This is a genomic window from Coleofasciculus sp. B1-GNL1-01, assembly GCF_040220235.1.
In the GTDB taxonomy this organism is placed as follows: domain Bacteria; phylum Cyanobacteriota; class Cyanobacteriia; order Cyanobacteriales; family Coleofasciculaceae; genus Coleofasciculus.
In genome coordinates, this window is sequence record NZ_JAVJTO010000049.1 from 20,334 (window position 1) to 41,701 (window position 21,368).

The 21,368-nt window shown below is 45.0% G+C and carries 18 protein-coding genes; 12 read left to right on the forward strand and 6 right to left on the reverse strand.

Going from position 1 to position 21,368, the window contains the following annotated elements; translation table 11 throughout:
* Positions 1-26 precede the first annotated feature (26 nt).
* Positions 27-1,268 (reverse strand): CCA tRNA nucleotidyltransferase, encoded by a 1,242-nt coding sequence (locus tag RID53_RS11660; RefSeq protein WP_446388260.1) that lies wholly within the window; start codon positions 1,266-1,268, stop codon positions 27-29.
* Between the two features lie 127 nt (positions 1,269-1,395).
* Here RID53_RS11660 and RID53_RS11665 point away from each other — a divergent pair, with 127 nt between their 5' ends.
* From RID53_RS11665 to RID53_RS11685, 5 genes are all read left to right on the forward strand, one after another.
* Positions 1,396-1,644: a Ycf34 family protein gene (locus RID53_RS11665; protein ID WP_446388261.1), complete on the forward strand. Its 249-nt coding sequence runs from the start codon at positions 1,396-1,398 to the stop codon at positions 1,642-1,644.
* A 224-nt stretch (positions 1,645-1,868) separates the two neighbouring features.
* Positions 1,869-2,513, forward strand: a complete 645-nt coding sequence (locus RID53_RS11670) for a DedA family protein (protein ID WP_446388262.1) — start codon at positions 1,869-1,871, stop codon at positions 2,511-2,513.
* A gap of 281 nt (positions 2,514-2,794) precedes the next feature.
* Entirely contained in the window at positions 2,795-3,235 is a 441-nt protein-coding gene (locus RID53_RS11675) for a pentapeptide repeat-containing protein (RefSeq protein WP_446388263.1), read from the forward strand.
* Positions 3,236-3,366: 131 nt separating this feature from the next.
* On the forward strand, positions 3,367-4,605 hold the full coding sequence (locus RID53_RS11680; RefSeq protein ID WP_446388264.1) for a transporter substrate-binding domain-containing protein: 1,239 nt from the start codon (positions 3,367-3,369) through the stop codon (positions 4,603-4,605).
* A 451-nt stretch (positions 4,606-5,056) separates the two neighbouring features.
* Positions 5,057-5,878, forward strand: a complete 822-nt coding sequence (locus tag RID53_RS11685) for a tetratricopeptide repeat protein (RefSeq protein ID WP_446388265.1) — start codon at positions 5,057-5,059, stop codon at positions 5,876-5,878.
* A gap of 126 nt (positions 5,879-6,004) precedes the next feature.
* Here RID53_RS11685 and RID53_RS11690 read toward each other — a convergent pair whose 3' ends face one another.
* Entirely contained in the window at positions 6,005-8,386 is a 2,382-nt protein-coding gene (locus RID53_RS11690; protein WP_446388266.1) for a VIT domain-containing protein, read from the reverse strand.
* 450 nt (positions 8,387-8,836) lie between these two features.
* Positions 8,837-9,451, reverse strand: a complete 615-nt coding sequence (locus RID53_RS11695; RefSeq protein WP_446388267.1) for a Uma2 family endonuclease — start codon at positions 9,449-9,451, stop codon at positions 8,837-8,839.
* A gap of 331 nt (positions 9,452-9,782) precedes the next feature.
* Here RID53_RS11695 and map point away from each other — a divergent pair, with 331 nt between their 5' ends.
* On the forward strand, positions 9,783-10,610 hold the full coding sequence (gene map, locus RID53_RS11700) for a type I methionyl aminopeptidase (protein WP_446388268.1): 828 nt from the start codon (positions 9,783-9,785) through the stop codon (positions 10,608-10,610).
* 305 nt (positions 10,611-10,915) lie between these two features.
* On the forward strand, positions 10,916-11,677 hold the full coding sequence (locus tag RID53_RS11705; RefSeq protein ID WP_446388269.1) for a MinD/ParA family ATP-binding protein: 762 nt from the start codon (positions 10,916-10,918) through the stop codon (positions 11,675-11,677).
* 276 nt (positions 11,678-11,953) lie between these two features.
* On the opposite strand, the gene RID53_RS11710 is transcribed toward RID53_RS11705, so the two are convergent.
* From RID53_RS11710 to purB, 3 genes are all read right to left on the reverse strand, one after another.
* Entirely contained in the window at positions 11,954-12,748 is a 795-nt protein-coding gene (locus tag RID53_RS11710; RefSeq protein WP_446388270.1) for a DUF4058 family protein, read from the reverse strand.
* Positions 12,749-12,826: 78 nt separating this feature from the next.
* Entirely contained in the window at positions 12,827-14,083 is a 1,257-nt protein-coding gene (locus tag RID53_RS11715) for a glutathione S-transferase family protein (RefSeq protein WP_446388271.1), read from the reverse strand.
* Positions 14,084-14,098: 15 nt separating this feature from the next.
* Positions 14,099-15,394, reverse strand: coding sequence for an adenylosuccinate lyase (gene purB, locus RID53_RS11720; RefSeq protein ID WP_446388317.1), 1,296 nt, complete (start codon positions 15,392-15,394; stop codon positions 14,099-14,101).
* 176 nt (positions 15,395-15,570) lie between these two features.
* Between purB and RID53_RS11725 the strand changes: the two genes are divergently transcribed.
* The 5 genes from RID53_RS11725 to RID53_RS11745 all read left to right on the forward strand — a co-directional run bounded on the left by RID53_RS11725 (position 15,571) and on the right by RID53_RS11745 (position 21,329).
* Positions 15,571-15,960, forward strand: coding sequence for a hypothetical protein (locus tag RID53_RS11725; RefSeq protein ID WP_446388272.1), 390 nt, complete (start codon positions 15,571-15,573; stop codon positions 15,958-15,960).
* 353 nt (positions 15,961-16,313) lie between these two features.
* Positions 16,314-17,117, forward strand: a complete 804-nt coding sequence (locus RID53_RS11730) for a PEP-CTERM sorting domain-containing protein (RefSeq protein WP_446388273.1) — start codon at positions 16,314-16,316, stop codon at positions 17,115-17,117.
* A gap of 288 nt (positions 17,118-17,405) precedes the next feature.
* Positions 17,406-18,182, forward strand: a complete 777-nt coding sequence (locus RID53_RS11735) for a PEP-CTERM sorting domain-containing protein (protein ID WP_446388274.1) — start codon at positions 17,406-17,408, stop codon at positions 18,180-18,182.
* Positions 18,183-18,376: 194 nt separating this feature from the next.
* Positions 18,377-19,276 (forward strand): hypothetical protein, encoded by a 900-nt coding sequence (locus tag RID53_RS11740; RefSeq protein WP_446388275.1) that lies wholly within the window; start codon positions 18,377-18,379, stop codon positions 19,274-19,276.
* A 106-nt stretch (positions 19,277-19,382) separates the two neighbouring features.
* A complete protein-coding gene (locus RID53_RS11745; protein WP_446388318.1) occupies positions 19,383-21,329 on the forward strand; it encodes an Hsp70 family protein in 1,947 nt (648 codons plus the stop codon).
* Positions 21,330-21,368 lie beyond the last annotated feature (39 nt).

Below are 21,368 nucleotides of genomic sequence, written 5' to 3' on the forward strand. Positions count from 1 at the left end.
TGATGTCCTTTCCGTACCTCGTGGTGCTATATCAACTGTTTGGCAAAAGCTAACGCCTCGTCACGAGTCGAAACTTTGCCTTCAATCCTAGCAATTTGAATCTCTGTTAGTAACTCGCCAATTTGAGGACTCGGTGGTAACTTTAACTGTTGCATCAAATCATGACCCGTTACCAAGGGAGTCGGATGAGCTACTTGATCCTCTGGGTTTAAATAACGATTGATTAAGGGAGCTATCTGCTCAACCGATACCCCTTCGCCAATGGCTAGAACCGCTAAAGCGGGAAAAACTGACCCGACAGCTTGAAAGAAAAAATACTGCTCTCTTAAGCTCATGGGTGAGGTGAGATGAGATAAAAGTTGGGGTAAGTATTGAATCATAATCAACACTGCCCGAATTTCGGCGCGGCTGTATTTTAACCGTAAAAGTTGGGCTTCTGCTGGTTCAACCTCACAGGGTAATACGTTCGTCAATTTTGCTAAACTCAACCACGATAAGGATTTGCCACTGACTGGGTTTTTCAGTTGGCTGGCTAATGTCTGCCATGTTTGAGCCAGTAGAATCGCGGCGTTATCCGTTGCCGCGATTTGGGTGAAGTTATCAGCCTTCGTATCCGGAAACCAGTGATGAAGTAATTGATCCTGCCAAGCAGCGGTAAGCCAAGGTGTTCCTTGCGGCGATTGTAGCAGGTAGTTTAATTCAACTTGTACTCGTTCGGCTGCTATGTTTGCCAGTAAGGGAGCCAATTGGCAAATTGTGGATTGAGTCGTGGGTTCTATCGTAAAACCCAGTTGAGCGGCTTGGCGATAAGCCCGCAGTAATCGTAAGGGATCATCCTGGAGATTTGCCGGGGATACCATGCGGATAATTCCAGCACGACAATCGGCTACCCCCTGCAACGGATCAATAATTTGCTGGGTCTGGGGATTATACGCGATCGCATTAATGGTAAAATCACGTCGATACAAGTCAGTCTCTAGGGTTTCCCCTTCCTGTTGAGCAATATCAACGGTAGCGATATCAAAAACAACTCTGGCAATCTGTCGCGCTTCATCTAGCACCACAAACCCAGCGTTGTAATGACTTGCCAGCTTGCGGGCGACTCTCACCGCGTCATGGGGAACCACAAAGTCCAAATCCAAATAGTCAGCCTGTCGTCTCAGCAAGGCATCTCGTACCACCCCACCGACTAAGCAGGCTTGAGGCGGTAGCCACTCTAGACTGAAGGGAAACCTTTGAGGAGACAGAACAGATAAGTCAGAATTCATCGTGAGTAACGAATACTGGGGGACAAAGGACGAATGACATCGGACAAATCAAAAAATCCATCTTAAATAGTGGTCAATCTAGGGCTTGTCTAAGTTAGGCTAACAAAAAGGACTTGGAGTTTGGGCAATGTGTATTTGCGTTAACTGCCACTATGTAGACCGATGCATCACCTATAATGCGGTGGAAACCCAGCATCAGCAACCCCATCTGACGGAAACGCCAGATTTTGAGCCGATTGAACCAACCATCAATGTCAACATCCGTCCTCAAGCGGATTTTGTCGAGATGGAATGGGATGTCGTGGGATGTAACAGCTTTAAGGAAGAAATGGGCAAATGGGCAAAACTGCGTCCAGGTGAGTTGGTGCCAACTTAAGCAGTTGGATCAAAACAACTTCGCTTTTAACATAGTGGAATCAATTTTACGGTTAAATCAATGGGCGCAAGGCTTTGCGCCCCTACTGTATCATGCCACTACACCTCATCCCCTACCTTGTCTCAACCGATAACTTTAGGGCGTAAGTCCTGTTCGAGTTGACACAATTTGCCGAAATACGTGAAAATGTGATAGGTGATAAATTTTTGTAAAGGGTTTACTGGATGTCTTTTGAGCTTTTATCACTGGAGACAATCCAGGAACTGGCACATCAGTACGGCTATTGGGTTATTTTCTCTGGCATTGCTTTGGAAAATACTGGAGTTCCCCTCCCTGGCGAAACCATTACTCTGGTAGGTGGTTTCTTAGCCGGAAGTGGTGAACTCAATTATTGGTTTGTGCTGGCAAGTGCCATTACTGGAGCTGTCCTGGGTGATAATTGTGGATATTGGATTGGCAAAATAGGCGGTTGGTCATTCTTATTGCGATTAGGACAGTTCTTTCGCATTCCAGAACCCCAACTTGTAGAAGTCAAACGGCAGTTTAGTGAAAATGCTGCTAGAGCGGTGTTTTTTGGGCGATTTGTGGCACTCCTACGCATCTTTGCTGGACCGATGGCAGGAATTGCAGAAATGCCCTACTCTCAATTTTTCTTGTGTAACCTAGCGGGGGCTGCTGTGTGGGCATCCGTTATGGTCAGTTTATCCTTCTTTGTGGGACGGATTATTCCCCTAGAAACTTTAGTCTCTTGGATGGCGAAATTTGGCATCGCGGCACTGCTGTTGGTGATTGCTTGGATAGGCGTTTCAATGTGGTTGGAGTCCCGTAAAATCAAAGATGTATCAATTAGCGATCAACCATCAGAGTGACGATTACCGTTAAGCTGCCAACTCTCTCCTTATTGATGTGATTAGAAAAAATTATTAATCCGTCTAAACTCTTAGAAGGAGTGCAAGAGCTGAGTTTGGCGCTTAAGCGGGTTTACTTATCCTTAAGATTTCATTAATAAAAAATCTCTCCTCTTTAGCCACTCAATTCCCCTAGATTCAAAATATTCAGCAATTTTACTGAAGCCATTTGCGACAAATGGCTGATGAAATATATCCCTAGGGATGAATAACAATTAAAGACAAGACTGTATAACAAAACAATGGAAACGCCTGTGAATATTAATCTTAGTGGAAAAGACCTCAGTGGCAAGGATCTAACGGGTGCTAACCTTCGGGGTGCTATCCTCGAAAGGACTGACCTGAGTGGCGCTGATTTAAGTGAAGCAGACCTACGGGGTGCGAATCTCAATGGTGCTGACCTCTGCTTAGCCAACCTCAGCTACACGAAATTGACCCGCGCCCAACTCAGGGGTGCTGAATTGCTAGCGGCTGATTTAATCGGTGCTGACCTCAGGGGCGCAGATTTGAGAAATGCAGACCTTAAGGGTGCTGATTTAACGGATGCTGATTTAAGAGGGACTGATTTGAGGGGGGTCAAATTGAGCCGAGTTAACCTCAGAGGTGCTGATTTGAGGGGGGCAAAGTTGAGTAAAGTCTATTTAATGGACGCTAATGTAAGAGGGATAAAGCTGGTAAGCTAATGGCTCTGTTGAACAAAGATTTTAGATTTTAGTAAATTCAAAATGCTAAAATCTAAAATTCGTTGTCTTGTTGCTTAACTTACCTGTTCCCCAATCTCAACCGCCAACTTTAATGTTGTCTGACTACATGAGTGAATATTAAAACCGTTGGTTACTGGGTTTTGAGTTGTCTCACGGCGCTAATTGTTTGGCTAGTCTTTTCGTTTCCTAGCACGAGTCAACCGCATCCATCAGGAACGGTGAGGATAGTACTAGCCAACGGGGATAGGGGCGCTGTTGTGTCTTTGGCAAACTCCACAAGAGAGCGATCGCGAAATAATAGTGATCCGACTCCACCGTTAAACGACACGTCCTTATCCTCAACCTTACGGGTGATTACGAAGGTTTTTGAGCCATTTGTAATCTATGACAATGGCAACTATAGCGGATTTAGTATCGAACTGTGGGACAAGCTTGCCGAAAAAATGGGGGTAAGCTACCAATTGCAGGGCGTGGATACCATTGGTCAACTCTTAGAGGAAATAGAACAGGAGATGGCTGATGTCGCGATCGCGGGTGTGACGATTACGTCTGAACGGGAAGAAACCATTGATTTTTCCTACCCCTATTTTGAATCCGGGTTGCAAATTATGGTGTCTGCTCAGAACCGTAGCCTCCTCGGTACTCTTTTCCAAGGAACTTTGAGCATTTTATTGACACCAGCCCTTTATTATGCAATAGGATTTTTTGTCCTCTGTTTATTGATCGCGGCTCATCTGATTTGGTTCGTGGAACGCCAGCATAACGAGGAGTTTCCCAAATCTTACCTACCCGGTATCTGGGAATCCTTCTGGTGGGCGGCGGTAACAGTGACAACCGTGGGTTATGGAGATAAAACCCCCAAAAAGGCATTAGGACGGTTATTTGCTTTATTTTGGATGTGTGCAGGCTATTTTATCTTTGCCTACTTCACCGCCAGTATTACCACTAGCTTCACATTGCAAGGATTGCGCGGCGCGATCGCAACGCCTGCGGATTTGCATCATGTGCGAGTGGCTACAGTGGAAAAAAGTGCGGCTCAAGAGTATCTACAGGATAATCGAGTGGCATCTATTTTGTTTAAAACCCTGCCAGAGGCTTATCAAGCTCTAGAGGATGAACGAGTGGATGCTGTGGTTTATGATGCACCTGCCCTACAGAATTATGCGACATCTGAAGGGCAAGGCATGGTTAAGTTGATTGAGCCGACATTTCAACAACAAAATTATGGGATTGCGCTACCCGAAGGGAGCCTCTGGCGGGAAAAAATTAATTTGACATTATTAAAGTTGATGGAAGATGGGACATACCAAGGGTTGTACCAAGAGTGGTTTGGCATGTCCACACAGTAGTTTCAACGCTGAACTTCAATGGGGTATTGTTATTCTAGATTACGGCAAGTGATAAAATATACGGATTAAGAACGGCGAACTCACCAGTATCGCAATCTCTAAAACAGCGATTGTCCACCAGCGGATTTCTTGATAACTCATTCGCATTTTCTCAATTCAATTTACCCAATCTCCCTCAGGGAAATAGTCTTAAGCTAATCAAAGTTTGTTGAGAAAGACTATCAATTTATTTGGGTATGTTCCTTTTTACAGAGGCGACGACTGGTTTCAGTAGCCTGTGTGTGAAGAGTGCGTGAGAAATCCGTAAAGATAGAGTGAAAAGGAGTTTGGGGAAGCTGGGGGAGCTGGGGGAGCTGGGGGAGCATGTAGAGACGCGCCATGGCGCGTCTGGAAGCTGTGGAAGCCGATTGCTTGTACAGTGATCAATAGCCTCTGTGATTTTAACATTCTCATGAAACGTTGGATTGTCAGTTTATGCGGTATCGTGCTAGTGCTGGTATGCTCTGGATTGTGGATAACGCCATCAGTGATGGCACAAGCCCAAATCCCTGATTTAACCCAGGCTCAGATTGAGCGGCTCAACGAATTGCGGCAAAAAGCGTTTACGGCGACACAACTGGGTGAGTTTGCCACGGCTGAAGCGTATTGGACACAACTGATTGAACTGTTACCCAATAATCCCGTAGGCTGGAGTAATCGGGGAAATGCCAGAGTCAGTCAGAATAAATTAGACGAAGCGATCGCAGATTTTAATCAATCGATTCAGTTAGCGCCCGACGCCCCTGATCCTTATTTGAACCGGGGGACAGCTTATGAAGGAAAGGGAGAATGGGAAGCTGCGATCGCAGATTATCAGCAGGTATTGCAGATTAACCCCGATGACGCGATGGCGTACAACAACCTAGGAAACGCTAACGCCGGAAAGGGAGAATGGGAAGAAGCGATCGCGAATTACCAGAAAGCCGTCGATTTATCCCCGGATTTTGCCTTTGCCCGGGCAAACCACGCCCTCGCCCTTTATCAAATTGGCAAGAAAAAAGAGGCAATCCTGGAACTCCGCAAGCTAATCCGCAAATATCCCCAATTTCCCGATGTCCGGGCTGCACTCACCGCCGCCTTATGGGTGAATGGGAATCAAGGAGAAGCCGAGAGTAACTGGGTTGCTGCTATTGGGTTAGATCAGCGCTATAAAGACATCGATTGGGTGGAAAATATCCGCCGTTGGCCCCCCGCGATGGTGATGGCGTTGGAGAAGTTTTTACAGTTGGAATAATATCTGAGTTTTAGTCCATTTTAATGGACTTGAGCTATAAGCCAAGAACTTGAGTTCTTGGCAGATACTGATGTGTGGGCGCACGTCTGTGCGCCCCTACAGTTGGCTGGTCTATTCAGCTAAATCCTAGGACTGAATTCGCAATCTTAACACTACGGTGCTATTAACCGATTGAGAAGGACGCCACTTGAGCAAATGTCGCTTAATTAACTCAATCACATTTGCTGTTTTCAAGGTTGAAGCATCCTCATCTAACATAATCCGCCCGACGCGCCCTTTACTTAGCGTAAACTCGAAGACGATTTCACCACTCAAATTAGAGGGTAAATTCTTATGTTGCAAATATTGGGTCAATGAAAGGGTGTTACTTGGCTCTAATCCCGTGACACTTACTACTTCTAACTTGGTATTATTGGCGGCTGGAGACGAAGGCTTTTTACCTAACTTTTTCCGAACGGCATCGATACCTTGATTAACCATTCCTTTGGGGGAAGAAGTCGGTAGAGGTGGTTTTTTTGCCTCATCTGCTTTCATCGAATACATGCCACTAAATACTGAGGGTGCTTCATTGGAAAGAGAGAGACTTTCAAGGGACATACCTGTCTCACTGGCGGAATAGGCTTGTCGTTTTGATTGAAGTGACATTGAACGAGGTGCTGCTGCACCGAAAACGCCTCGATAACTAACATCTTCTGCCATTTCCACGGGAACATTCATGGAAACCGATTGGCTTCCGGGTTCTACGCGCACATCATCACTAACGGCAACAAATGCGGTATATTGACACAATAACTGATAGGTTAATGCCGTATCGGTTACTGCCTCAACTCCCGATTTAGTTTCATAAGTCACCATTTGATTCATCAAGTCTTTAATCCGCGCCCGTCCCCATAATTGAGCAATGGCTGGATTTCCGGTTTCACTAAAATTGAGGTGAAATGTTTTTTGATAGCGTTCACCCTCGACGGTAGTCCCATGAATTTGTAAGTCACCCGCCATGCGATCGCGCTTTCGTCCAAATATCACTAAAGGCTGCTGGGCAAATAAATCGGGGGCGATGGCGGGGTAAATTTCTGGGGTTTCTCCGCTTCCGTTCCAGGTTAGTTCAATGGTGGTTAACACGGGACTATTAATTGAGCGGAAAAACTTTTCAACCACTTTTTCCGTCGGTTCATCGTGACGAATAGTCCGGCAAATTCCGCGTCCGATTTCAGCGATACGATTGAGTAAAAAGCGGTTAACGGAACTACCCGCCCCAAAACTATATAAGCGATTTCCGGGTTTAAGTTCCTGCTGAACTTCGGCTAAAATGCGATTCTCATTACCAATATATCCATCACTGAGTAAAACCACACTCTGCAATCGCCCCTCTGGTGCAGGAACATTAATCGCCGCCCGAATTCCACTGAGCATTTCAGTGGCACCACTGGCGTGTAATTGATTGATATAATTGATCGCTAATTCCCGATTTTCTGGTGTATTAGCCAGGGGGGTTTGGGAGAGATGGCGGACGGTATTAGAAAAGTCAAGAATCGTGAATGTATCGTCAGGATTTAACCCCTGAATAAAGCGCCGCATCAGTTCTTGACATTTGTGCAAGGGTGCGCCTTTTTGAGAACCAGAGGTGTCCATGAGAAACACCACATCTTTGGGAAAAATCTGATCAGGGCGATAGTCTAAGGCGGGAATAAAATAAAGGGCAAAATGTCCGCCCCGTTGATCAGATTGGGTTAAGACGGTGGCTTGGGTATTGTCTCCAGCAACTTGATATCTCAGGATTAAGTCTTTATTTGGAATTGTGTCATCACCACCCAGTTGTACCCGGACAATTTCTCCTTGAGTTTCTATCTGCAACTGATGAGAAGGGGAATGGACATTGTGAATGGGTACACCTGCATCAATTTCTACTGTAACGCCGATATCGTGTGCCGATCGCAATCCTTCGGGTACGATGGGGGGTGTGATTCGGGAAGCATCGGGGACTTCATCGGTATCGCCACTTTCATCAATGGTTGCACCCGGAATATATCGAAGTCCCACCACCATGGGAAAAACGAATTCATAGTCCCCTTGTTCAAAGTTCAAGCTATCGGTGTAGCGAATCGTGACATCAATTTCTTCACCCGGTTTGATATTAGCCAGGGATTGAGTAAAGATATTAGCGCGTTCTTGTTCCAGTAATCCGGCGGTGCGCCCTTCTTGTTTAGCTTGTTCGTAAATCTGTTGGGCTTCTTCCCGCTTTTTAATGGTTCCTTTAATTATGCGATCGCCAATTTTAATTTCCATGTCATCCACGGCGGCTTCATCGGGTAAGGGGAAGACATAGATAGCTTCTAGCGGTTGGGTAAAGGGATTCTCAAATCGCTGCGTTACCTCAACTCGTGACAGGTTTCCGGCAATTTTCGCCTCAACCTCGGTATGCTTGAGGGGAAAAACCAGAGAGTTTCCCTCTGGAGATTGACAGTATAAGCCGTTGTATTTAGGGGGGGTAGATTGAACGGAGGTCATGGTTATCTGTCCTGTTTTATCGGAGTTTTTTGATTGAAAAAAATGTAGTTAAACTTAGCTGGGTTGTAATAGGGTTATGGTAACCTGATTTTCACTGAACGGCATATTAGAGAGAATGGCACTGGCGCGTCTGTGTGTAGGGGCGCACGGTGTGCGCCCATTCTAACAGTAAAATCTATTCCACAATTTTAGCTTTGTCAGGGTGAGTAAGGGTACGGCAGTGCCGTACCCCTACAGGTGGGGTTGTAAGCTGTAAGCTGTAAGCTGTCATGCATTTAAATTGGATATTGGTAGCGAGCAAGATGTTCAATGCAGCGAGCAAGATGCAAAGCCTGCGGCATGGCTTCGCTAAACGCACTACGGCAAGGATTGCGCCATTATTAATATTAAGGTTTAAATACCGAACAGCTTATGTTGGGTAACGCTTACGCTCTACCTAACCGACTTGAACTAACAACTAACCGACTGAAATATTTCTTCAGCGGTTAACTGTAAGTTAGGGAAAGCAACTGACTGGATACAGTCATTCCCTCGAAATTGGCTGACTTGGTATTCTCCATCCACTAAAACATAAATAGAAACCGTTGGCTGTTTTGGATTACCAATAAATTTACGACCGCCCAGAGCCAAATGATCAACGATCCAGTATTCAGAAATTCCTATTCCTTCGTACTCCCCATATTTTTTGTAGTAATCATCTCGCCAATTACTGCTAACCACTTCAATAACTAAAGGAATCGAAGCTGCCATAATTAAAGTAGACTCTTTTTTCCACAAGGGTTCGTTGCTCAATTTCAAACGATTGATCAACAAAATATCTGGCGAATAAGCCGATTCACTTGATGCTGATTTAACTAGCGCCGTTTTTGGAATAGAATAGGGAAGCTGGAGACGGACATATTCTAATGTCAGCTTTTCGGCTAAAAATCCCACAACGTCTTCATGTTCACCTGTAGGCTGTGGCATTTCAATAATGACTCCATCATGCAGTTCATAGCGTTTATTGGCTGGCTTCCATTGGATAAATTCAGCGAAACTTATTGATTTTTGTAAGAATTGAACCATGATTATCACCACAATTGGGAACGGGGACATCAACTTCAATCACCCAAGGAATCGAACCCGTAGGGATACGGCATTGCCGTGCCTGTTTATCAAATTCAAAGGGTTGATTAACACGATATCTAGCAAATAAGCCAGAGCTAGCCTAATCAATGATAAGATAAAACTTTGTCGCTGGATCACCCTTGCCCAAGCTACAGAAAGTCATTGAATCGGCAACATCGGGAAATTGAAGCCTGAACGTCCCTTTTTTGTCAGCAGGCTTTCTGCCAAGGTAGGAAGAGGCAAGGGGATCTCCAAATAAAGCTCACCCATTCTCGGTTTCATCGTTTACATGAATATTCTTAGTAACCTGCTTTCCAAACCTGCCCAGCCGTCTCGTCCGAAAAAACAACGTCGGGGCATCGAAATTAAATCCGAGTCTGAACTTACTATTATGCGGCAGGCATCTAAAATAGTCGCTACCGTTCTCAAAGAAATTTCCGAACAGGTTAAACCGGGGATGACGACGGCAGATTTGGATGCTTATGCCGAAAAGCGCATCCGCGAAATGGGAGCAACGCCGAGTTTTAAAGGATACCATGGTTTCCCGGCTTCAATCTGTTCCTGTCTCAATAACGAAGTGGTGCATGGAATTCCCAGTCGCAAAAAGGTGATTCGGGCGGGGGATTTGCTGAAAGTTGACACGGGGGCGTACTATGAAGGCTTCCATGGCGACTCCTGTATTACCATTGCCGTGGGTAATGTTAAACCCAACGCCGCCAAGTTACTAGAAGTCGCCGAAGCCGCACTGTATAAAGGAATCGAACAGGTAAAAGCGGGGAACTACCTGCTTGACATTGCGGGGGCGATCGAAGACCATGTTAACGCCAATAGTTTTTTTGTGGTGGAAGATTTCACCGGTCATGGGGTGGGACGCAACCTGCACGAAGAACCCTCTGTGTTTCACTTCCGCACTCGGCAAATGCCCAATGTAAAGTTACGGGAAGGGATGACTCTGGCAATTGAACCGATTATTAATGCAGGTTCCAAGTTTACCCGGATCTTATCGGATCGTTGGACTGCCGTAACCGTCGATAATGCCCTATCCGCTCAGTTTGAGCATACCGTATTGGTGACAGCCAATGGATACGAAATTTTAACTGACCGCAGCAAAGTGTGAACAAGTCGAGTTAAGATAGATCAACTCAAAACTTAGCCAGGGCGGGTTTAGTCACATCTGGGTTAATCAGAAACGATAGTAGTAAAACCCGCCCCTACCCAAATCGGTTCGGGCGGGTTTAGTCACATCTGGGTTAATCAGAAATGATTAGTAGTAAAACCCGCCCCTACACAAATCGGTTCGGGCGGGTTTAGTCACATCTGGGTTAATCAGAAATGATAGTAGTAAAACCCGCCCCTACACAAACACCAGGTTCCCTGAGCCTAGCGTTGGGTCAAAACTAATCGACATCCTAGAGGTATAAAATGTCGGAAATTGTGTCGATTCACTCATTCCGTGGTGGTACGGGCAAATCAAATGCTACAGCGAATCTAGCCGCGACTGTTGCTAAAGCTGGATATCGAGTCGGTATTGTTGATACTGATATCCAGTCTCCTGGCATTCACGTTCTTTTCGGCTTCGATGAGAACAAAATGAAAAATGCCCTAAATGATTACTTATGGGGGCGTTGTCAAATTCAAGATGCGGCGTATGATGTCAGTTCTATTCTCGGAGAAAACCGCAAAATCAATAGCAAAATCTATTTAATTCCGTCCAGTATTCGCATGGGAGAGATTACCCGGATTTTGCGAGAAGGGTACGATGTGAATATGCTGATTGATGGGTTTGAGGATTTAATTCAAGCCTTAAAGCTAGACTATCTCTTCATTGATACTCACCCTGGTTTGAATGAAGAAACGCTACTATCTATCACCATCTCTGACGTATTGCTCATTATTCTCCGTCCAGATCGCCAGGACTTTCAAGGAACGGCTGTTACCGTTGATGTGGCACGTAAGTTGCAAGTACCTAAGTTATTGTTAATGGTGAATAAAGCCTATGAAACCCTTGACTTTAAGGCATTAGAGCAAGATATAGCCCAAACCTATCAAGCGACAGTTGCGGGAATTTTACCCTTATCCGAAGAGATGATTGAACTGGCTAGCGGTGACATTTTTTGCCTCCGCAATCCCAGTCATCCTTTAAGCCTAGAAATTAAAAAAGTGGCACAGCAAATTATGACGTAATTAAAACGGGGTTCGTAGTTGCGCTTTAGCGCTAAAAATCCTATCACTGACTGCAAACTCTAAAGTCAGCGAGATTTAAACTAAATAAGTACCATGGATAATCTTGGATTGCCTCAGCAGGATTATTGACAGATTTGAATAAAGGGCGACCCGATCAAATTGAGTGGATACAGTTGTTAATTGGTGCAAACGGGTCGCCCCTACAGGAGGACTAAAGGTGACATATTCTCAATTTATTCTATTTTTTGCGTGTCTTTAAAAAGGAGAAGAAAGCAGCTATCGTAACTGGAGTTCCTGCAACAAATTATTGACCCAAAGGGTATCTGCTTCTGACAATGAGGGTATCAGTTCTCGACTATAATCAATGGTGTAATCATAACCTGCTCGGTCGTAAACCTGATGCAGCAATGCTTGTAAATCCACTACAGGTTCTCTATCGCCTGCACGCAGAGGTATCGGAAACGCCGGAATTGGCTGCGGTAAATTAAAAGCATATAAATCTGCTTGAGGACGACGTTCTTGACGACTAATTAGAATTCGATAATCTGACTGAATTGTATTATTTAAGAGTGGCATCGGTTGCCATTGCCGCAGTAAGTCAATTTCAATTAAATGGGTCAAACTCCCAAAAATTTTCTGCCGTTTGTTAAGGTAGGTTTCTCGTCCTTTCCCAGTACGTTTGTTGACGGGGGAAATAATTTCAATCGCTGTCACGACTTGCCCGGTGACTAAATCTCGCACTTCTAGATAAGCTTGTTTGATTTGTTCGGGTATGGGTACAGTTACCGTCGTCGGTTGTTCAGCAGGTGGGGCAACAGCGACTGTTGATTCTTGGTTATCAGGATCATTGGGTTTTCTGTTGACTGTAACATCAGGAATTCCCAGCAAAAGCCCACTATCCCCATCAGTTTGGTTAATCTGATAAATGCGCTTTTCAATCGCGACTCGGTACTTAGGACGAACTTGGGGAACTAGAACATCAGAAATCGCCACAATCAAGCGATTGTGAACTTCCACCCAAAAGTCAGGATGTTCTAAATAGGGATTCATGCCGGGAAATGGAGAAGGCATATTAATTCGTCATTCGTCATTCGTCATTTGTCATTCGTCATTTGTACAAGAGGGAGGATTGATTCATATCTGGGTGAATTAAGTAAAGGAATACAGAGAAGCCAACATTGTATCTATGGCACTCCGTAATGCCGTTGCGGCACCAGCACTCATATCACGGGGAACACAGACACGATTTCTCAAGTAGGACAGAGTAATTGCTCCTATCGCTTCTATTGAGACACCCTCACCTTCATTTTTATTAACAGGTTTACTAAAGAGTAACGCCGTATTTTCATTCACCAGATAATTGGCAACCAATTTGAGATAAAAGTCAATATACTCCTCCAGCATCGGTGAAGCTTCTGGATTAGTCCACGCCGTTATCCCCGAATTTTTTAGAATATCAGCGCTCATAATTTTGTGGTTATCACTCAATCGAGCAGCGGCTTCCCATCGTCCTTCATTTGTCTGAGTGGTTTCAGTTTGGGGGACAGTTTGGCTTCCCTGGCTAATCGGTTTTAAACCAAATAGTTTTTGCATGACTAAATTGTTGGTTTTATCATCCGGTTTTACCTTCTGATACGCCGGACGCTGATAGATGGCGTTAAACCAGCGCTGTAGATTGGGGAACCGTTCATTTCCTTGCAACTGATACCCTCGAAATAGAGGTAAATTTGCATCCAAACGCTTTAAAGCTGGTGTATACATAATATCCACCACGCTAAACTCTGGCAGAAAATATGCACCTGGATATTGACCTAAAGCCTGTTCAACCTGAGCTAATTGTGTTTCAAATTGTGTCCGTAAAACGTCTAAATCGACTTCAGGTTCGTCTTGAGGATTAGACGTGAATGGTTTTCCTCGGAGAAATTGGAAGCCCGCTTGGATAAACTCTCCCGTATCACAGGCTTCTATCATCTCCAAGGCAATCGATTTTGCCGCTGGTTCTTGAGGTAATAACGGCAAAGCTGAAAATTTTTCCTCTAAGGCTAAGAGGATACTTTTTGACTCATAAACCAATTCCCCAAAAATTTTCACCGCCGGGACAAGCCCTGTCGGCACCATGTCTGTGTACCACTTTGGCTTATTTCGTAAGTCGATTAACTCAACATTAAAGGGAATTTCTTTTTCTTCTAAAGCAAACCAAACTCGCTCACAGAAAGGACACCAGGCATTGGTATCTCGATAGAGTAAGACGGGGGCTTTCTGCCCTTGAGTAATTTTGTCAAGATGAGTTGAAATGGATACAGTCGAAGGACTTTTTCCGGGTCTAAGTTCCCATTTTACTGATGCTTTAGGTGTGGCAATGTCTAAGAGTTCTTGCCAAGTTTTTAAGGTTTCCTGAACTAACATACTCTATCCCCTTTCTTAAATACCTAAACGTTGATAGATCTCGTCGAGATGGCGAAAATGATGTTGGGGATTAAAACAGTCCTCAATTTCATCCGGTGTTAGCTGATTTTGAACCCGCGAATCTTGGGCGATGAGTTCCCGGAAATTTCCCCCCGGTTGATTCCATGCCTGATGAGCGCAAGACTGGACAATACTGTAGGCGTCTTCTCGACTGGTTCCCTTTTCTACGAGAGTTAACATGACTCGTTGACTAAAGATTACGCCGCCATACCGATTCAGATTCCGCTTCATGTTTTCTGGGTACACCAATAGGTGTTTGACTAAATGAGTCATTTCATGAAGCATAAAGTGGGTCAAAATGCAAGTGTCGGGCAGGATAATTCGTTCCACAGAGGAGTGAGAAATATCTCGTTCGTGCCATAGTGCCATATTCTCCAATGCAGCGATCGCATGACCCCGCAGAATCCGCGCCATCCCGCTTAGGCGTTCAGACCGAATCGGGTTACGCTTATGGGGCATGGCAGAAGAACCTTTTTGTCCTTTGGCAAAGAATTCTTCAACTTCTAAGACATCGGTGCGTTGTAAGTTGCGAATTTCTACCGCAAAGCGTTCCAGAGACGCCCCTAACAGGGCGAATTGCTGGACAAATTCACCATGACGATCGCGCGAAATGACTTGAGTTGATGCCATATCTGGATCAAGTCCCAGTTTCTGACAGGCGATCGCTTCCACACGGGGGTCAGTATTGGCGTAGGTTCCCACTGCACCCGAAATTTTACCGACAGCAATATGGTGACGCAAATTCACCAAGCGATCGCGGTGTCGCAAAATTTCCGCCAACCACCCAGCTAGCTTGAAACCAAAGGTAATCGGTTCCGCATGAATTCCGTGCGATCGCCCAATCATCACCGTGTAGCGATGTTGTTGCGCCTGATAGCGAATCGCTTGAATCAGTTGCTCCAAGCATTCCACAATTAGATTCAGACTGGCAACCAGTTGTAATGCCAACGCCGTATCTAAAACATCAGAACTGGTTAATCCCAGGTGGATGTAGCGCCCCACATCCCCCACATACTCATTCACATTCGTCAGGAATGCGATCATATCATGACGGACTTCCGCCTCAATTTCCAAGATGCGATCGACATCAAAATTTGCCTTCGCCTTAATTTCCGCAACCGCATCCGCCGGAATTTCACCCAATTCCGCTTTTGCCTCACAAACCGCAATTTCCACCTGTAGCCAGGTTTTGAACTTATAGGTATCCGTCCAGAGTTCGCCCATTTCAGGCAAGGTATAGCGCTCGATCAATGCCTGTATTGCCCAATACAACCGTCATATTGTACAACTGTGCTTTGGTTTATTCCATTGTTTTAGCGGTTGGATTGTAAAAGCTTGGTAATAGGTTGACATAAGTCCGCCTTTGTGGGCAGGTATCCTTCAGACTTGCAGGATAAACTAGCAAAAGTACCTATTGCAATATTTCCATGTTTGATATTACGTCCCTACTTGAATTTTCCCGCGCCCATTGTGTGGCGATTTGTGGGGGATTAGTTCCCCTAAACTTACTGCTGACATTACAGACGATGATTTTGACGGGACTCCAGCGCCCTCAACGTCAGGTGCGGTTAGCGGCTGCATTTGCCTGTCTTCCGGCTGGGGTGATGGTTCTCCATGTTTGGACATGGTTGATGATTGGGGTGGTGATGGCACCCACGTTCATCTTGTTAGGGTTAGCTTGTATCTGTGTGGGGATTAATGTCTGGGCAAATCTTTCCCCGCAAACGATGGCGGGTGTACTGCGAGGGGGGTGGTTCTGGGTTATGAGGCGTGTCCGCCATTCTGATAAGGGGAATGATTCTGTAGTTGTCTCTTAATTAAGTTCAAAGAACCAGCATCCCCGATTTCCCTGAGAAGTCGGGGATTTGGCGGGTGCTAATCGCGCCAGTTGCCCAACCCCTCGGTAATAACCTAAGCCAATTACTGAGGAAGGCGTGACTTTACCTGACGTTTAATTCTCTGCAACGCTTGATTTGCCAGGTTTTGAGCCGTTTTCGGGCTGGGGGTTCGTGGTGAAGTTTTGAGAGCGTTTGTCGAGTCTTCATAAAAACTTTATATAAATACTGAGATTTCGGGCTACATCTTTACCAAAACTTTATAGACTTAAAGCTTTATCGTACTAATATCTATCTAGAGAGACAAATTTACATCTACTTCAATGGAGTTTATTATGAGTCAAGGATTTATAAAGTCTACTCAACAATTATCGATGGCGGCTGCAGTAGGAGCAATAGCGGCTACTACGTTAAGCGTTAATCCCGCCAGTGCTTTTTCAATTACAGCGGGCGGTCAGCCAATCGGAAGTCCTCTGGCAAATGAGGGTATTACTACCGAAGTACCTAATACCATTGTTATCGATTTTAATGATGCTGTTGACTCTCCGTTTACAACAGTCGATCAAGTCGCTCAAAATGGCGCTATGTACTCTCCGGGAAATGCCTTAGTCATCAATAACAATGGCGCTCTTGTTCCAACGACAGGTGCTGTTCCTTATTCCGGTCCCCCACCTGCTGGACAAGTCAACAACACTTCAGCCTACCTTTCACTTCCGACAAATTCTAACCAAGGCGTTGGTACTAGCGTAGTTACCATTACATTACCCAAATTGTCCAACTACTGGGGCATGCACTGGGGTTCTATGGACTCTACGAACAAAATTGAATTTTTGCGGGATGATGTAGCGTTTGCAGAGTTTACACCAGATGATTTTGCAGGTTTAGGAGTGGGTCCTGCGCCAGGTGGGGGAAACCAGCAAAACGAATCAAATAACCCCTACATGAATTTCTTTTCTGAAGACTCAGGAGAATGGTTTAACGGTGTACGACTGACTCAAGAAGGTAACAATTCTGGTATTGCCTTTGAAAGCGACAACCACGCTTATCGTCCAGTTCCCGAACCTCTCACCATTCTGGGTTCTGGCTTGGCTTTAGGATTTGGCGCTATCTTCAAAAAACAACAGTCACGGCGGCGTTAGTTAATTCACTCCTTATCTCATAACCTTTACTTCTGTGTAGAGACGTGCCATGGTACGTCTCTATAATTTTGCGTGGATTCCTGCAACGGATTGATAAACATCAGAGTTTTCTTCCGACTCCGACTTCGCCCAGTAATTCTCCTTTTACCGAATCTTTATATAAACCCTGCTATTAATTCTGCTATCTTCACGGAAGCTTCACCTAAAAGCAAGCTTCATTAAATTAACATCTACCTAGAGAAACAAATAAAGTTCTCTTTATAAAGACTAGATGAGCTTGATAACGCTATGACAATGAATAAGGATGCATCAATCATTACTACCGTGGCTGCTACAGCAACGGCTATGATAGGGGTTATTTCTCTCAGTGGTTTTACGATTACTACGGGCGGTGAACTTAAAGGTAGCCCAGCCGGAAGTGAGGGACTGACTACCAGTAGACCCGGTGCTGTGGTGATTGATTTCAATGACGCGCCTAAGCTTGACTTCACCAAGGTTGGTGAAGTTAATCAAAAAGGAGCAACCTACTCTCCAGACGACGCATTAGTCATCAACAACGGGGGTAAACTTGTAGAAACAAAAGGGGCAGTTCCCTTTTCCAGTTCTACACAAGAAAACACCTCAGCTTACTTATCACTACCGACCAATTCTCAGGATGATGAAGACATCGAGCAAGTCTCGATTCAGTTACCCAAACCATCCAGCTATTGGGGGATGCATTGGGGATCTATGGATGCGAGTAATCAAATTGAATTCTTCCGAGGTGATACCCGTTTAGCCCGGTTTACGCCTGATGATTTTGTCAGTTTGGGAGTGGGTCCTGGCGTTGGGGGTGATAATCAAACAGAGGAATCTAACAATCCTTATATCAATTTCTCGGCTGAGGGATCAGATCAATGGTTTGATAAGGTGGTGTTGACTCAACTGGGTGATGATGACACTATCGCCTTTGAAAGCGATAACCACGCTTATGATGCAGTCCCTGAACCCCTGACGATTCTGGGATCAGGGTTGGCTTTGGGATTTGGCGCTTTGTTCAAAAAACAACAGTCACGGCGGCGTTAGTCAATTCACTTCTTGCTCATCACCTTTAGTAGAGACGTTGCATGCAACGTCTCTACAATGTTGTTGGGATGGCTTCACAGCCAGAGGTTTACGCACGATGAACCATCAGCGATAAGCTTAGGAATATATTCCACACAACCAAGAACTGCTTTAGGCTATCACTTAGAAGCAGTGCCACAGTCTCACAATAGGCGATGACCACATTACTAACGCTTTTTAGCAAACAACGGCAGGAACTGCAAGGCGCGATCGATAAAACCACCAATTCAGAACAGGTGGTGATGCTGGTGCAAAACCAACTCAATACTCTGGAAAGCAGTTACATTGGGGGACTGAGTGTCTCTCAAGTGCGTCTGGCGGCGTTTTTCCTGGATGCACTGCGCCAGTCTGTGGCGACACTAGCGGCGGCGAATCCCACCAACCCGATGCGGGTTACCCCCCCAGAATCGGAGTCAGAGGCTAAACCAGGGCGACAATTATCTCCCAAACGCCTGATTCTCAAAGTTCTTCAGGGACTTCTCTGTATCGGTATCTTAGATTCGCTGTTCAATTTGAGTTCCGATGCGCCAGGGGCGTGGTTAGATATTTTGCTGATGGCGTTGTTAGTTGGGTTAGAGGTTGTCTCCCAACTGGATAAAGGTTTTCCAGAAAACCCTACAGATACACTTGAATCAACCGTCTCTCAGTTTACCCTGCGAATCGATAGCCAAGTCTTATTAGATAATATAGCTGAGGCGCTCAATACGATTGATTTAGCCGTTGCTCAAGCCCAAGATGGGAAGAAAACCGTCGAGGCGAATGCAATTGAGGAACAACCCGAACTATTAAATCTGCTACAACGGTTGATAGGCGCATCATTTCTAGAAAAGCCTCAGATGGCGCTAGAACTGACTAAACTGATACCCCAAATTTTGGTTGAGCAGGGGATTGAAGCCCAACTCTATCACCCGGATGATGTCAAAAGTCATCGGGAGTATTTTGACTTCGAGCCAAGTATCAACCCCAATGCTAAAGAGTATATTACAATTGCGCCCGCTTTAGTCAAAGGCGATCGCCTATTGCGGCGGGGACGGGTAATTGAACCGAGACGCTAATAAATAATCAATTATGACTGATGTAGTTTCCTTGACCAACTCTGAACACAGCGAAAGTATTTCACCCCTAAACACGTCCCCATTATCTCCTATTATTCCAGATAATATGCACGTTTTAGAGACCATTGGATTTGATTTAGGACACGGTGAAACAGCCGTTGCTAAAGCGCTAGTGGAGAGCATTGACCCCCCAGAAATGCTGGAGGTGAATAATAAAAAAGTGCAAATCACCGCCTTAGGCTGGCATCCTGATCTAGGTTATTTGGTGGGGGAACAAGCTTTAATTCAAGTGGGTGTAACTCAACTGGATATTGCCTTTAAACAAAAACCGAATGCGGATCTAGATTACCGCAAGACTATTCGTCATTTTCTAGAAACCTACTACCATATTTTGCAAAAAAGCAAACAACTGGAGGGGGAAGAAAAGAGTCATTTTTTCGTCGGTTGTCCCTCTGGCTGGTCAAAGCGCGATCGCCAGGATTATCAAACCCTCTGTAAAGCCGCTGGAATCCCCCGCCTCAGCGTGGTTCCCGAATCACGGGCAGCATTTATGCAGGCAAAGGAAGCGGGGAAGCTGGACTATGATAAGCTCAAATCTGCGGTACTGATTATTGATATTGGCTCGTCCACAACCGATTTTACCTTAGTCAAGAGTTTACATGAAATTCCCCTGGATTTTGGCAGTAATACCCTAGGCGCTTTCCTGATTGACCGAGCAATTTTTGAGCGCACCGTGGCAAACTATGAAGATACCGCCCTATTAAAATGGGTGTTTGAAGAATATCCCCATCATAAATCCCGTTGTCTCTTGGCTAGCCGGAAAGCTAAGGAAGATTATTTTTCTAATGAACAAGTCTACAGCCATCCCCAATCCTTTGCCCGTGGCTTTGAATCGATTAACGAACAGATTTATTTTATCCCCCAAGTCAATAAAACCGTCATGACGGAGATATTGAATCAACCATTAACAGAATTGGATGGGAAAAGTTGGATGGAATCGTTTCGAGAGTCAGTGATTGAGGCAAAAGAAACTCTAGCGAAACAAGGAATAACTCCAAAAGTTATATTAATGACAGGGGGTGCATCACGGATGCAATTTACCCGTCAGATTTGCGAAGAAATTTTCCCCGAACCCGCCACCCAGGTGCGCCCAGATCCTGAACCAGAACGGTGTATCGCCCTAGGGTTAGCACGAGTCGGACGCTGGGATTTACGGGCGGAAGCGTTTAAAAAAGAAGTGGATCAACGGTTTGATTCTGAGAAACTGAAATCGATTATTGAACGACATATTCCTGAGTTAATTGAACTGCTGATTAAACCGCTATCTCAGGGGTTAATTGAAAATGCAGTTAAACCCAGTTTACAAGACTGGCGCAGGAATAAAATTCGGACATTAGGTGACTTAGAAACTCGGATGAAGCAGCAGGCGGAAGCGTGGATTAAGAATGATTCTCTGGGAAAGAATGGAACTGAATCTGCCCGACAGATTGTCAAAAATCAATCGATTACCTGGTTTAACAGCAAAATTCAACCCGAATTATCAGTAGAAACTGACCCAATTTGTCAAAGATATCAGATACCCCGAAGTAGTTTACGATTTGAGGAAGGGATTGATCCGGATGTGGTTAACCCAGAAATCTCCGTGGGCGATGCTATCTTGGCGGATACGGTTTTATTAATTGTTAATCTCGTGATTGGTGGAGGAACAGTTGGCGGGATTATTGCCTTAATTTTAACCGGGCATTTGGCTTGGCCCCTTTTAGTCATTTATGGGATTTCGGTACTGGCGGCTGGTGTAGAAATCACTCGCAGCAAAACCCAGGAAGCGATTAAGACAAAATTAGATATTCCGGGTTGGAGTCGTCAATTTCTGTTGAATGATAATAAGATTAACTCGACGTGTGAGCAAATGAAGCCGGAGTTAGAGAAGGTATTTCGCGAACAACTGATTGAGAACCAGGAGGCATTTGATGAATTAATTAATAAAGTGGGGCGAGAGTTAAAAAAAGCGCTTAATGCAAAGGCACAAGAGGCGGTAATTTTGATTCAGTAGAAAATGCGAGGAAATAATAATCACGCATTCGTTGGAGTT

Excerpts from the sequence above, each read along its gene's own strand:
- RID53_RS11675 (WP_446388263.1), top strand. The coding sequence starts at position 2,795 with ATGGAAACGCCTGTGAATATTAATCTTAGTGGAAAAGACCTCAGTGGC.
- RID53_RS11745 (WP_446388318.1), top strand. The coding sequence starts at position 19,383 with ATGCACGTTTTAGAGACCATTGGATTTGATTTAGGACACGGTGAAACA.
- RID53_RS11690 (WP_446388266.1), bottom strand. The coding sequence starts at position 8,386 with ATGACCTCCGTTCAATCTACCCCCCCTAAATACAACGGCTTATACTGT.
- RID53_RS11740 (WP_446388275.1), top strand. The coding sequence starts at position 18,377 with ATGACCACATTACTAACGCTTTTTAGCAAACAACGGCAGGAACTGCAA.
- RID53_RS11695 (WP_446388267.1), bottom strand. The coding sequence starts at position 9,451 with ATGGTTCAATTCTTACAAAAATCAATAAGTTTCGCTGAATTTATCCAA.
- map (WP_446388268.1), top strand. The coding sequence starts at position 9,783 with ATGAATATTCTTAGTAACCTGCTTTCCAAACCTGCCCAGCCGTCTCGT.
- RID53_RS11660 (WP_446388260.1), bottom strand. The coding sequence starts at position 1,268 with ATGAATTCTGACTTATCTGTTCTGTCTCCTCAAAGGTTTCCCTTCAGT.
- RID53_RS11730 (WP_446388273.1), top strand. The coding sequence starts at position 16,314 with ATGAGTCAAGGATTTATAAAGTCTACTCAACAATTATCGATGGCGGCT.
- RID53_RS11735 (WP_446388274.1), top strand. The coding sequence starts at position 17,406 with ATGACAATGAATAAGGATGCATCAATCATTACTACCGTGGCTGCTACA.
- RID53_RS11725 (WP_446388272.1), top strand. The coding sequence starts at position 15,571 with ATGTTTGATATTACGTCCCTACTTGAATTTTCCCGCGCCCATTGTGTG.
- RID53_RS11685 (WP_446388265.1), top strand. The coding sequence starts at position 5,057 with ATGAAACGTTGGATTGTCAGTTTATGCGGTATCGTGCTAGTGCTGGTA.
- RID53_RS11665 (WP_446388261.1), top strand. The coding sequence starts at position 1,396 with ATGTGTATTTGCGTTAACTGCCACTATGTAGACCGATGCATCACCTAT.
- RID53_RS11710 (WP_446388270.1), bottom strand. The coding sequence starts at position 12,748 with ATGCCTTCTCCATTTCCCGGCATGAATCCCTATTTAGAACATCCTGAC.
- RID53_RS11715 (WP_446388271.1), bottom strand. The coding sequence starts at position 14,083 with ATGTTAGTTCAGGAAACCTTAAAAACTTGGCAAGAACTCTTAGACATT.
- RID53_RS11705 (WP_446388269.1), top strand. The coding sequence starts at position 10,916 with ATGTCGGAAATTGTGTCGATTCACTCATTCCGTGGTGGTACGGGCAAA.
- RID53_RS11670 (WP_446388262.1), top strand. The coding sequence starts at position 1,869 with ATGTCTTTTGAGCTTTTATCACTGGAGACAATCCAGGAACTGGCACAT.